The sequence below is a fragment of the Acinetobacter sp. 826659 genome, from assembly GCF_000588515.1.
GTDB classification, from domain to species: domain Bacteria; phylum Pseudomonadota; class Gammaproteobacteria; order Pseudomonadales; family Moraxellaceae; genus Acinetobacter; species Acinetobacter pittii.
The window spans coordinates 375,555-389,095 of the sequence record NZ_JFYD01000003.1; the positions used below are offsets into that span (position 1 = coordinate 375,555).

A 13,541-nucleotide genomic window follows, 5' to 3' on the forward strand; every position below is an offset into this window, starting at 1 on the left:
ATTCTGTTTTCTATTGGTTTTTAAATCAGGCCCAACGAGGACCTGACCTAAATTTCGAATTTTGTTTTAAGCTGCTGCTTTTTGTTCCTTTATCCAATTTTTAATACGGGCATCCAATATATTTAAAGGCAATGTTCCTGCATTTAAAATCATGTCATGGAATGCTTTGATATCAAAACGGTCTCCAAGCTCCTGTTTTGCAAGCTCCCGTAGCTCTAAAATTTTGAGTTGGCCCATCTTATATGCTAATGCTTGGGCAGGAATAGCAATATAGCGATCTGTCTCTGCCTGAATATCAGGTTCATCCAAAGCAGAGTGTTCTCGCATAAAATCAATCATTTGCTGACGGGTCCATTTTTTATAATGTACCCCAGTGTCAACCACTAGACGACAAGCACGGAACAACTCACTCGATAGTCTTCCATAGTCTGAAAGCGGGTCTTTATAGAAACCAACATCTTTACCCAATTGCTCTGCGTAAAGTGCCCATCCTTCAATGTAGGCGGTGTGGTTGGGTTGCTTTCGGAACATCGGCAAATTTGGCAAGTTTTGGGCAATATCAATCTGCATATGGTGGCCGGGAATTGCCTCATGGTAAGCGGTCGATTCCATTGATATTTTGGAACGTTCAGAGAAGTCCCCAGTATTCACATATACCTGTCCGGGGCGTGAACCATCAGGCGTGCCTTGGTGATACTCCGCACCTGCCGCTTCTTTTTCTCGATATTGCTCTACAGGCAAAACTTCGACTTTATTTTTGGGTAATAAACCAAATAGCTTCGGCAACTCTGGTTGCATTTGGGCAATATATCCCCGATAAATCTCTAAAATTTCTTCACGAGATTTTGGGAAAACAGCGGGATTTGTTTTTAAGGATTGTTGGAAACTTTTTAAGTCATTGAAACCTTGTGCTTTGGCAATTTTCAGCATTTCCGCTTCTATACGAGCCACTTCTTTTAACCCGAGCTGATGAATAGTTTCAGGGCTTTCCAACGTGGTCGTATTATTTTCTACATAAAAGCGATAGAGCTCGTCACCGTTTGGCAAGCTCCATATACCCTCGTGTTGTCGTCCATAGGGTAAGTAATCTTTCTGAATAAACGTTCCGAGTTTTTGATAGGCAGGCCGAACATTCTGATCTATGGCTTGTAGCACTTCACGGCTTAAACGCTCTTGTTCTGCTTTCGAAATATTTTTTGGAAATTGCTTTAATGGAGAGGCAAAAACACTGTCCTTCCCTGCGGGAGTCACAATGCTATTAATCTGCTTTGCCACCTTTTCAATTAAATATTTGGGTGGCATCAAACCATCTTTTTGGCCTTGTTTCGCTAACTGAATACCTTGATCAAGAATAAGAGGAATTTGTTTTAAACGAGAAATATAGTCTTGATATTGTTTAGTATTATCAAAGGGAATCGAACTAATAAATCCCGGAAATTGTAAATGTAGCCCCCACATTTGATTAAAAGGCATTTCATATAATTTCAAATCATAATTTTTAAGTGTTTCTTTCAACTGATAAATCATTAAATCTTTATTTAATTGATCAATTGCTGAAAACCCTGTGCTATCAATTGCTTCAAAACGTTTTAAAAAATTTTGCGTACTTTTTTTATCTTTCTCGATCTGATTTTTTGAAAGCTCTGTCCATCGATTGTTGTAGCGTAAATCTCCTAAAACGGTTGCAGTTTCAGGACTATTTTTCAAATTATATTCCCACTGTTCCTGTAAAAGTTGGTTTAAAGCTTTCACCCGAACAGAGATATCACTCTTTTGTTTAGATTGTGATTTTTCGATGGTATTTGTATTTATTTCGGGGGGTGTAGCATTAGAAGAATGAGACATCCAAAATAAAACACTGATACAAGCCAATTGTAAGGTTCTGTTTTTCATTTAATTATCCAGAAATATTTAACAAAGGTTAAAATAAAGACAAAACAAATTACGTGCCAAGCAGCATATAAAATGGTGTAAAAATCGAGTATTTTTTTAACTAGATGATTTTATAAATTAATTTTCTTTTTAATTATATTATTTATAGTTGCTATCTATATTCCACATCTGACTTTAATAGACCAAGAACTTAAAAAAAGTGCACATGAACGATCTCAGTGCACTTTTGAATTTCTACATTAAAAATTGTTTCTCAAGAAAACAAATATTGATAAACAATATAGGCAGCCAACTTTGCAGTTCTATTGTCCAAATCAAATTTTGGATTGCACTCGGCAATATCTAACAGTTGGATTTTGCCAGTCTCTTGAATATGCTTAAAAATCGCTTCAAAAGTCGCTAAATCAATTCCTTTTACAGCTGGCGCACTGACCCCCGGTGCAACCGCAGCCGCGAAGACATCTAAATCAATCGTAACGTACAAACAGTCTACTTTTTCAATAAAAGCATCAACCGCTGCAAGCACGTTGTTTAGGTTAAAAATATTCACCTCATGATCGCGTAAATATGAACAATTCAGCGCATCGGCTGTATCAAACAAAACTTTAGTATTGGCATGGTTAGCCACACCAATACATAAATAATTAAATTGTTTTTGATGTTGTTCTGAAAGTCGAGCTGCCTGTAAGAAAGGTGTACCAGAGGTTGCATGCTCTGCTTCACGCAAATCAAAATGGGCATCGAAATTAATAATGCCTATTTTTTTATCTGGCGCATGTGCTTGTACATATTGGAATAAACCGCTAAAGCTACCAAATGCGACTTCGTGTCCACCACCAAGAACAATCGGTTTTAAACCATTTTGTAGGCTATTTGCGACTTGCTCAGCCAACTCAGTTTGAGCTTGCTCTAAATTCTCAGATTCGCAGGTCACCGTACCCAAATCGACAATACTGACTGGGCGATGAATAGGTAAGTTAGCAAGTTGAGTACGGATTGCATCTGGTGCATCGGCAGCTCCGACTCGGCCTTTGTTACGCTTCACACCTTCATCAGAACTAAAGCCAATCAGGGCAAATTCAGCAGGTTGGGTTTTATTCATAATATGGTGAATACGTTGGTGTGCTTCACCCTCGCCATCATGTCGGCCTTGCCATTTAAATGTGTGATTCATGTGCCACCGTCTAAAAAATAACTTCTTTTCCATGCTGAACGACTCGCTTAGGCAAATCTCCGCCCAGCCAGTAAACTATTTCAGATGGATGCTCAATATCCCAAGCCACAAAGTCAGCGACTTTACCCTGCTCTAAACTGCCGTGTGTTTGCTCTAAACCGAGCGCTTGTGCAGCATGAATGGTGACACCAGCTAATGCTTGCTCAGGCGTTAAGCGAAAAAGTGTGCTGCCCATGTTGAGCATTAAACGTAAAGAAAGTGCTGGAGATGTTCCCGGATTTAAATCACTCGACAGCGCAATACGCACGCCATGTTTAATGAGACTTTCAATCGGTGGATATTGTGTTTCACGCAATAAATAAAAGGCACCTGGTAATAACACTGCAACCGTGCCCGACTCTGCCATGGCTTTAACATCATCTTCGGTCATGTACTCTAAATGGTCAGCCGACAAAGCATGATAACGTGCTGCCAAACTTGAGCCACCTAGCGATGAGAGCTGCTCAGCATGAAGCTTAACCGGTAGATTCAAAGACTGTGCTGTTTTAAAAACACGTTCAACTTGAGCAGGTGAAAAGGCTAAATGCTCACAGAATGCATCAACTGCATCGACTAAACCTTCAGCATGCAGTTTAGGCAGCATTTCTATACAGATATGCTCGATATAAGCATCGCTTTGGTCTTTGTATTCTGGCGGCAAAGCATGCGCAGCTAGGCAGGTACTTTTTACCGTCATTGGTAAAGCTTCACCAATTTGACGAATCACACGCAGCATCTTGCGTTCATTTTCGTAATTAAGTCCGTAACCAGACTTAATCTCGATGGTGGTCACACCGTCTTGTTGCATACAACGAATACGCTTAAGAGCTGATTTCAGTAATTGTTCTTCGCTTGCTTCACGCGTTGCACGAACAGTACTAGCAATACCGCCACCGCTTGCAGCAATTTCAGCGTAACTTACGCCCTGTAAACGCTTTTCAAATTCAACACTACGGTTGCCACCAAATACACTATGTGTATGACAATCAATAAACCCCGGGGTTACCCAAGCGCCTTTTAAATCAACTGTTTCGGAATAAGTATCGGCAGGAAGTTCTTGTTGTTTTCCAATCCACTGAATGAGCTGCCCATCTGTAACGATTGCAGCATCTTCAATGTAGGAATATTGCCCATTTTGCATGGTTGCAATGTGGCAATTTTGCCAGAGTTTTTTCATTAGCCTATCCTCGAAACTGCCCAATCGTTAAACCATTGGGCAGTTCATTTGTTAGCTTTCTATCTCAATATTTTGCGGGACTGAATTATTTTGCTTTCCCAAATTTTGCTGAGGTTTTACCCAAATACGATAAGCAATCATTAACAGAACAAGCCATGTGATTCCGACATAAATTGCAGGACGCGAGTCTGGGAAATAACCCATCATGACTAAAATGAACACCATAAAACCAATTGCAAAAGCAGGAGCATACGGCCAGCCAATTACAGGAAAATCAAGTGCTTTAATTTCAGCAGTAGATAACTTACGGCGCATCGCGACTTGTGAAAGCAAGATCATGAGCCATACCCAAACGGTTGCGAAAGTTGCAATTGAGGCAATGATCATGAATACATTTTCAGGAATCAGATAGTTCAGCACTACACCAATTAATAGCACCCCAGCCATAACCACAACAGTCATCCATGGCACACCATTACGTGACAATTTTTGGAAAATTCGAGGTGCTTGACCACGGTTTGCCATGCCATAAAGCATACGCCCTGCACCAAAGACATCACTATTAATTGCTGAAACTGCTGCTGTAATAACAACAATATTTAAAATTGTTGCCGCCGATTGAATGCCTAAATTCTCAAAAATCTGTACGAAAGGACTACCTTGGCTACCGATCTGGTTCCATGGAAAAATCGACATCAGTACAAAAATGGTCAGTACATAGAAAAGTAAAATACGTACTGGAACTGCATTAATTGCTTTTGGTAAAGTGGTTTTCGGATCTTGTGACTCACCTGCTGTAATACCAATAATTTCGATACCACCGAAAGCAAATACAACCACAGATAAACATGCAACTAAGCCGGCAATCCCATGCGGCATAAAGCCATCATAAATCCATAAGTTTTGAATCCCCGGAACTACACTGCTATGGTCAGCATGGAAGCCGTAGAACATTAAGCCTATTCCACCTAAAATCATGGCAACAATGGCGCTCACCTTGACAATAGACAGCCAAAACTCGAGTTCGCCAAAGACTTTAACGTGAATGAGGTTAATGGCACCTAAGAACATAATCAGGGATAAAATCCAGATCCACCGTGGTACATCGGGATACCAGAACCCCATATAAATACCAAAAGCAGTCACATCGGCAATTGCAACAATCACCATTTCAAAGACATACGTCCAACCTGTCGTAAAACCAGCCAATGGACCAATGTACTGTGATGCATAGTGGCTGAATGAGCCAGAGACAGGATTATGGACAGCCATTTCACCCAATGCGCGCATAACGATATAAATTGCAATCCCTGCAACGATATACGCAAGTAATACTGAAGGCCCTGCCATTTTAATGGCAGTTGCCGAACCATAGAAAAGCCCAGTTCCAATTGCTGAGCCCAATGCCAAGAAACGAATATGGCGGGTGTTTAAACCCCGCTGTAGTGTGGAGTTTTGTGACATTATAATCTCCAATCCTTGAGGATATTTAGTTAGATTCGGCCACTCCATGTGACCGTTTTATCAATCACACTTCAGATAAACTAGGGAGTAGTTTTGGAATAATTAACTCGTTTAAGCAGCCGCTTGAGAGTAATTCACTTGCTTGCTCAATATCAGGAGCAAAGAAACGGTCTTCACTGTAGTAAGGCACTTGAGCGCGCAAGATTTTACGAGCTTGTTCAAGTTTAGGCGAGCTTTTTAGGCCTTCACGGAAGTCTAGACCCTGACAAGCGCCTAACCATTCAACAGCTAAAATGCCACGGACGTTGTCAGCCATATACCAAAGACGTTTACCCGCATTCGGAGCCATTGATACATGGTCTTCTTGGTTGGCAGAGGTCGGCAAGCTATCAACACTTGCTGGATGTGCAAGCGCTTTGTTGTCACTCGCAAGAGCAGCAGCAGTTACTTGAGCAATCATAAAGCCTGAGTTAACACCACCATTTGCCACCAAGAACGGTGGAAGTTGTGACATGTGACGGTCCATCATCATCGAAATACGACGTTCAGACAGTGAACCAATTTCTGCAATTGCCAAAGCTAGATTATCAGCCGCCATTGCAACAGGTTCTGCATGGAAGTTCCCACCAGAAATCACGTCACCTTGTTCAGCAAAAACAAGCGGGTTATCAGATACAGCATTTGCTTCAATTTCTAATACTTCAGCAGCCTGACGGATTTGCGTTAAACATGCACCCATCACCTGTGGTTGGCAACGTAAAGAGTATGGGTCTTGAACTTTGCTACAGTCTTCGTGCGAATGTGCAATTTCACTTGAGTCTGTTAATAGGTCACGATAAGCCGCAGCCACATCAATTTGGCCACGTTGACCACGTACTTCGTGAATACGAGCATCGAATGGTGCACGTGAACCCAGCATTGCTTCAACGCTTAAGCCACCACAAACTGTTGCAGCTGCAAATAAATCTTCCGCTTCAAATAAGCCGCGTAAAGCATAAGCAGTTGAAACCTGTGTACCATTTAAAAGTGCTAAACCTTCTTTAGCTGCTAAAGAAATAGGTTCTAAACCTGCAACTTTTAAAGCTTCAACTGCTGGTAACCATTCACCTTTATAACGCGCTTTACCTTCACCAAGTAACACTAAAGACATGTGTGCAAGTGGCGCCAAGTCACCTGAAGCCCCTACTGAACCTTTTAGTGGAATGTGTGGGTAAACTTCGGCATTAATTAAAGCCAACAAAGCATCAATCACTTTACGACGAATACCAGAGAAACCACGCGCCAAGCTATTTGCTTTCAATAGAATAATTAAACGAACCATTGCATCATCAAGTGCTTCACCTACACCTGCGGCATGTGAAAGAACTAATGAACGCTGTAATTTTTCTAAATCTTCAGGAGCAATTTTGGTTGAAGCAAGTAAGCCAAAGCCCGTGTTAATACCGTAAGCTGTACGTCCTTCATTTACAATTTTCTCAACGCAAGCCACGCTTGCATTAATTGCAGATGAAGCACTTTCATCTAATTTAACTTTGATCGGGTTAAGGTACGCTTGACGTAAATCGGCTAAGGTCAGTTTTCCCGGTTGAATTAATAATTCCATGTTGGCTTCCTAATTTTTTGCACTATATTCTGCTGAGACGGTGCTTTTCACAATTGCAAAAAGCACCGCCAGTTCTTCCGTGTATTTTTATTGCGTGATCATTGGCAAGTGTAGGCCTTGCTCTTTCGCACAGTTAATCGCAATTTCATAACCTGCATCGGCATGACGCATAACACCTGTTGCAGGGTCATTGGTCAGTACGCGAGCAATACGTGCAGCAGCTTCATCTGTACCATCACACACAATCACAACGCCTGAGTGTTGAGAGAAGCCCATACCTACACCACCACCGTGATGTAAAGACACCCAAGTTGCGCCGCCTGCTGTATTAAGCAAAGCGTTTAATAAAGGCCAGTCTGATACTGCATCTGATCCGTCTTGCATTGCTTCAGTTTCACGGTTTGGACTCGCAACTGAACCTGAGTCTAAATGGTCACGCCCAATCACAACTGGTGCAGACAATTCACCGCTACGAACCATTTCGTTAAATGCCAAACCAAGTTTTGCACGTAAGCCTAAACCTACCCAGCAAATACGCGCTGGTAAGCCTTGGAAGCTAATACGTTCACGTGCCATGTCTAACCAGTGATGTAAATGTTCATCATCAGGAATTAACTCTTTAACTTTGGCATCTGTTTTATAAATGTCTTCTGGGTCACCAGAAAGTGCTGCCCAACGGAATGGACCAATACCACGGCAGAACAATGGACGGATGTATGCAGGTACGAAGCCTGGGAAATCAAAAGCGTTTGCTACACCTTCTTCTTTCGCCATTTGACGGATGTTGTTGCCATAGTCAAATGTTGGAACACCCATTTTTTGGAAATCAAGCATCGCTTGTACGTGCTTCGCCATCGACTGTTTTGCAGCTTTTACAACAGCTTCGGGTTCAGTTTTCGCACGTGCACGGTATTCATCCCAAGTCCAGCCTACTGGTAAGTAGCCATTAAGTGGATCATGTGCACTTGTTTGGTCAGTCACCATATCTGGACGTACACCACGGCGTACAAGCTCAGGTAAAATTTCAGCAGCGTTACCATGAAGCGCAATTGAAATTGCTTTACCTTCTTTTGTATAGCGGTCAATACGTGCTAAAGCGTCATCTAAATCAGCCGCTTGTTCATCTACATAACGCGTACGTAAACGGAAATCGATACTTGCTTGTTGGCATTCGATGTTTAAAGAACACGCACCTGCAAGTGTTGCAGCTAAAGGCTGAGCGCCACCCATACCACCTAAACCTGCGGTAAGCACCCAACGGCCTTTTAAATCACCGTTGTAGTGTTGACGGCCTGCTTCAACGAAAGTTTCATAAGTACCTTGTACAATACCTTGGCTACCAATGTAGATCCATGAACCTGCTGTCATTTGACCGTACATTGCAAGTGCTTTTGCGTCTAACTCGTTGAAATGTTCCCAGTTTGCCCAGTGCGGTACAAGGTTTGAGTTTGCAATTAAAACGCGTGGTGCATCTTTATGAGTTTTAAATACACCTACTGGCTTACCTGATTGAACTAATAACGTTTCATCAGTTTCAAGATTTTTTAAAGTATCTACAATTTTGTCGAAACATTCCCAGTTTCGTGCTGCACGGCCAATACCACCGTATACAACCAACTCTTTCGGGTTTTCTGCAACGTCCGGATCAAGGTTATTCATCAACATACGTAATGGAGCTTCAGTTAACCAACTTTTAGCCGTCAATTCAGTGCCGCGTGGCGCACGAATTTCTACATCACGAAATTTTGTTGTCATTGTTGTCACAGGCGGACTCCTTCCTTTGAGCTTACATCAGCAGAACATCACTTGTCTCTGCATTTGTATAGTAATGTATTAACTTGTATATACATCCATATACTACACAAATATTTTTCGACGTGAAGAGGCTTGCTTATATTTTTTTAAAAAAATTGAATAAGCTTTTGAAATAAATTAATTTATTTTTATATCTGACATAAAAAAAGCACATATCTTCTATCAAGACATGTGCTTTTTAATCAGTAAATTATATCTTTTTAACGTTGAATTAACTCAATGATATAGCAACTTTTGAGCTGTTTTATTGGAAAATTGATTGATGTGACACCAGATTTTTTCTCAATTTTTAGTGTTTCTTGAGCAGCAAGCTGAACGGAATGATCATCAACGTTCACTTCCGTTTCACTACCCTGATTAAAAATGAAAATCAGGTCTGCCGAACTGATAAATGCCTGATCCGCTGCATCATTCAACCACTGAAAACGAGCATGAAACTTTGCAGGATCATAAATTAAATTTAAATCTCGAATTGCACCGTCGACCAGTTCACTTTGGACCTGACTCTCGCCATGGAAAGCAAAAATATCACCTTGGTTCAGCGTTTTGGCAGGAAGGTCATCGACATGCAGTACCATGCCCTGTCCATCGAGTACGCTAATAATGCGCTGCTTATTGGGAAATAGCGAAAATGGCCCAGAAGTGGTCACATCTGCCATCGAAATACGCCACTCAAAGTCTCCTTCACCTTGGCTTCTGGCAATTTCTAAAGTAAAACCTGCACCATTTTTCCAAAGCATTTTTGTATATTGATCGGCCCTGATCAATTCAATCATGGGTTAAATTTCCCTTCGAGATAGTAGCGGCTACCCGGATAAATCAGACGCGCACTTGAAATGAGTTGTTTGTTTGACCATGTACGGCGACGGATCAGTAAGCATGGTTCAGCTTTGGTAATCTTTAACCACTTACACTCTTGAGGAGATGCTAAAACTGCCTCAACAATATGCTCACCTTCTGACACAGGTGCTTTTGCCATGAGGTAAGCATTCGGGGTAATGGTTTTAAAATCTTGTTCTAAATAATCTGGAATCAGTGCTGCATCAACTAAACGATCTTCGACCTGAACAGGTACATCATTTTCATAATGCACAATAATCGAATGAAATAATCTTTGCCCTTCGCGAGTCTGCATTAACACGCTTTGCTCTGCATTTGCATAAACTTGTTCTAGGACTAAAACTTCAGCGTGGTGCTTATGGTTTCGTGCAATAATCTCATCGGCAATATTATTAATTTGAAAAAGTGCAGTTCGGCCTTGCCCTTCAGCTACGAAAGAACCAACGCCCTGAATTCGAACGAGTAAGCCTTCTGTTGTTAACTCACGTAGCGCACGGTTTACCGTCATACGGCTACAGCCAAGTTGATTAACGAGTTCACTTTCCGAAGGAATTTTTTTATTTACAGCCCACGAGCCTTCATAAATCTTTTGTGAAATCAGCTGTTTTACACGTTGGTATAGAGGAACTGGACTATCAGCTTCAATCGAAAGCTCAGCATGTTCTTGTTTTGATGTTCTGGGCATAACAAATACTCAAAAAGGCGGCAGGCAAAAAAGTATTTTAGTTGACATGCTATGTATATACAACCACATACAACATGTTAATTTATGAATTAAATAGATTTTAAAAAGTTTAAAAAATAAACATAGTTCGGTAAGAGCTAATTTAAAGTTTTATTTAGAGAAATTCAAATATATTAGGATTTTATCAATATTTATTTAATAGTTGTGTCTGCTAAGTCTATGCTCAATTCAAGGATGTAAAAAATATCGTCTTTTCTAATTTACGAAACGCTGCTTAAAACTTTTATTTAAAATAACTGATCGATAGTATTCTTCTGCCACACAGTATATTAATAAAACTGGAAGCACATCGAATGCGTAATTATAAAATAGATATTCTTCGAGGAATTTCTATCCTTTTGGTTCTTTTACATCATTTTAATATTCCCTATAAACTCAAAGATACATGGTTAGGTTTTGATTTTTTAGGTGAAGCATTTAGCACAGTCATCGCAAGAAATGGAAATTATGGCGTCACCATGTTTTTTGTGATCTCGGGTTTTTTAATTACCCATCACACTTTAAAACGAGACAAACAATTTTCTGCAATTAACCTCAAGCATTTTTATATGCGACGAGCAGCGCGTATTTTACCGTGTCTGGTATTACTCATTTTAGGTATAAGTGTACTTGGTTCATTTGACTTAAAACCCTTTATGAACCAAGCACCGAATGGCATTGAGGTCTCTTATCCTTTAACCATATTTGCAGCCTTAACCTTCTGGATGAATATCCTGATTATTAAATTCGGTTGGGTAAACTACGCTTTGGGCGTGTTGTGGTCGCTATCTGTAGAAGAAGTTTTTTACTTTGTTTTTCCATTATTGTGTCTACTTACACGTAGTAATAAGGTCTTTATTGCTGTACTTTTTGGCGTGATTTTATATGGGCCTTATTTTAGGTCTCTGCATTTTGGAGAAGAAAGCGGCGCTTATTTATATCACTATTTTTCGAGTTTTGATGGTATAGCAATTGGCTGTTTAACTGCCATTTTCTCTCATAAATATCAGCCAAATTGGCACTATAAAAAATCTCTTTCGTGGTTGATTATTTTGAGCATGACCGCTCTATATTTATATGCGCCAATTAAAGAAGTGAGTACATGGGGTATCAGCTTATTTGCTTTTGCCACAGGTTTACTCATTTTGTGCTTTCAGCATCCTTCCGAAACGCAAGCGCATAACCTATTTACCAAAGTGATGGTCTGGTTGGGGCAAAGAAGTTACGAAACTTATTTGTTTCATCTGGTTGTATTGGGCCTTATGAAGGTTGCTTTTGTTCCGGCTCAAACCGACGCTAGCATCAAAATTATGCTTTTAATTGGCTATCTGATTCTGACCTTTATTATCAGCGCAGCGATTGAAAAATATTATTCGACACCGCTCAACAGCTACATTCGAAAGATTTTTATTAAAGATAAATCATAAAAAGAAGCCCCTTTAAAATAGGGGCTTCTTTAATTAAGCAATCAACATGGTTTCATCTTCTTGCTTAAAAGGATTAGACCAGCTCTGCCAAACTTGTGGTCCTAAAGCCATTTCTTCATCACTTAACAAGCAGCGATCCAAGCGTTGTATTAAAGCTTGCTCATCCATTTGCATACCAATTAAAACCAGTTCCTGACGCGCATCTCCTGTGCGTACATCCCAATTTTTCTTAATTTCTTCAATGCTGGCTAGGTCACTCGGCCAGTCTTCTTCTGCAACGGCGGCCCACCAGTAACCTGCTAAGCCATGCCGAGCCATTGCTCCCGCTTGTGACCATGAATAAGCCAATGTCGGTTCAGCAGCCAACCAGAAAAAGCCTTTGGAGCGCACGACTCCCGGCCATTCAGCATGAACCAAATCATAAAAACGCTCTGGATGGAAAGGTCGGCGAGCGCGGTAAACAAAGCTGCTGATTCCATACTCTTCAGTCTCTGGCGTATGCTCACCACGTAACTCTTTTAACCAGCCTGGTGCTTGGGCAGCTTCATCAAAATCGAATAATTGCGTATTTAAAATTTTATCTAAAGCGATCTTTCCAAATTGAGCAATTTCAATTCGGGCACGCGGGTTTAGAGTTCTTAAAATGGCGATAAGCTGGTCTTGCTGAGCCCGATCAATCAGATCAATTTTATTCAGCACAATCACATCACAAAACTCGATTTGATCAATGAGAAGATCGACTACAGTTCTTTCATCTTGCTCACCTAATGATTCGCCACGTTGTTGCAGTGAGTCAACTGAACTGTAATCTTTAAAGAAGTTAAAAGCATCGACTACCGTGACCATGGTGTCGAGTCGAGCGAATTCATTGAGTGAGTTTCCATCTTCATCTTCAAAGGTAAACGTTTCTGCTACAGGTAACGGTTCTGAAATGCCAGTTGACTCAATCACCAATTGGTCAAAGCGCCCTTCGTCGGCTAAACGTCTCACCTCAACCAATAAATCTTCGCGTAACGTACAACAGATACAGCCATTACTCATTTCAACCAGCTTTTCATCCGTTCTTGAAAGCTCCGCCCCACCTTCGCGTACTAATGCCGCATCAATATTCACCTCAGACATATCATTGACAATCACGGCAATACGGCGGCCTTCACGATTATTTAAAATATGGTTGAGTAATGTGGTTTTTCCTGCACCTAAAAAGCCTGATAAAACAGTGACGGGAAGCTTGGCAAATGAGTTGGCGATTGCAGTGCGCATGGCTTGATCTCTTCGAATAATATTTAAACTGATCATGGCTGGCCATCTAGGTATGGCCAGATCACAGGCGTAATCTATTTCTAAACCACAATAATGTTATGTTATAACATAACTACTGATCA

The 13,541-nt window shown here is 40.8% G+C and carries 10 protein-coding genes; 1 reads left to right on the forward strand and 9 read right to left on the reverse strand.

Annotated features, from left to right (window positions below):
• Positions 1-66: 66 nt before the first annotated feature.
• The 8 genes from J663_RS08770 to hutC form a co-directional block, all read right to left on the reverse strand.
• Positions 67-1,893: a DUF885 domain-containing protein gene (locus J663_RS08770; protein WP_033849149.1), complete on the reverse strand. Its 1,827-nt coding sequence runs from the start codon at positions 1,891-1,893 to the stop codon at positions 67-69.
• Positions 1,894-2,146: 253 nt separating this feature from the next.
• Complete coding sequence (gene hutG, locus J663_RS08775) at positions 2,147-3,067, reverse strand: formimidoylglutamase (RefSeq protein WP_033849152.1); 921 nt, start codon at positions 3,065-3,067, stop codon at positions 2,147-2,149.
• Between the two features lie 10 nt (positions 3,068-3,077).
• Positions 3,078-4,283, reverse strand: a complete 1,206-nt coding sequence (hutI, locus tag J663_RS08780; RefSeq protein WP_033849155.1) for an imidazolonepropionase — start codon at positions 4,281-4,283, stop codon at positions 3,078-3,080.
• A 51-nt stretch (positions 4,284-4,334) separates the two neighbouring features.
• On the reverse strand, positions 4,335-5,747 hold the full coding sequence (locus J663_RS08785) for an amino acid permease (protein ID WP_033849156.1): 1,413 nt from the start codon (positions 5,745-5,747) through the stop codon (positions 4,335-4,337).
• 64 nt (positions 5,748-5,811) lie between these two features.
• Complete coding sequence (gene hutH, locus J663_RS08790; RefSeq protein WP_000421598.1) at positions 5,812-7,350, reverse strand: histidine ammonia-lyase; 1,539 nt, start codon at positions 7,348-7,350, stop codon at positions 5,812-5,814.
• Positions 7,351-7,437: 87 nt separating this feature from the next.
• Positions 7,438-9,105: a urocanate hydratase gene (gene hutU, locus J663_RS08795; RefSeq protein WP_078210161.1), complete on the reverse strand. Its 1,668-nt coding sequence runs from the start codon at positions 9,103-9,105 to the stop codon at positions 7,438-7,440.
• Positions 9,106-9,365: 260 nt separating this feature from the next.
• Positions 9,366-9,941 carry a HutD family protein gene (locus tag J663_RS08800; RefSeq protein ID WP_033849158.1) on the reverse strand — a complete coding sequence of 192 codons (576 nt, stop codon included), beginning with the start codon at positions 9,939-9,941 and terminating at the stop codon, positions 9,366-9,368.
• Positions 9,938-10,690, reverse strand: coding sequence for a histidine utilization repressor (hutC, locus tag J663_RS08805; protein WP_014207981.1), 753 nt, complete (start codon positions 10,688-10,690; stop codon positions 9,938-9,940). The genes J663_RS08800 and hutC overlap by 4 nt, the downstream gene beginning before the upstream one ends.
• A gap of 353 nt (positions 10,691-11,043) precedes the next feature.
• Between hutC and J663_RS08810 the strand changes: the two genes are divergently transcribed.
• The gene (locus J663_RS08810) at positions 11,044-12,156 is read left to right on the forward strand and encodes an acyltransferase family protein (RefSeq protein WP_033849159.1); all 1,113 of its coding nucleotides are present in this window, start codon (positions 11,044-11,046) and stop codon (positions 12,154-12,156) included.
• A gap of 33 nt (positions 12,157-12,189) precedes the next feature.
• On the opposite strand, the gene zigA is transcribed toward J663_RS08810, so the two are convergent.
• Complete coding sequence (gene zigA, locus J663_RS08815; protein ID WP_081404678.1) at positions 12,190-13,455, reverse strand: zinc metallochaperone GTPase ZigA; 1,266 nt, start codon at positions 13,453-13,455, stop codon at positions 12,190-12,192.
• Between the last annotated feature and the right edge of the window lie 86 nt (positions 13,456-13,541).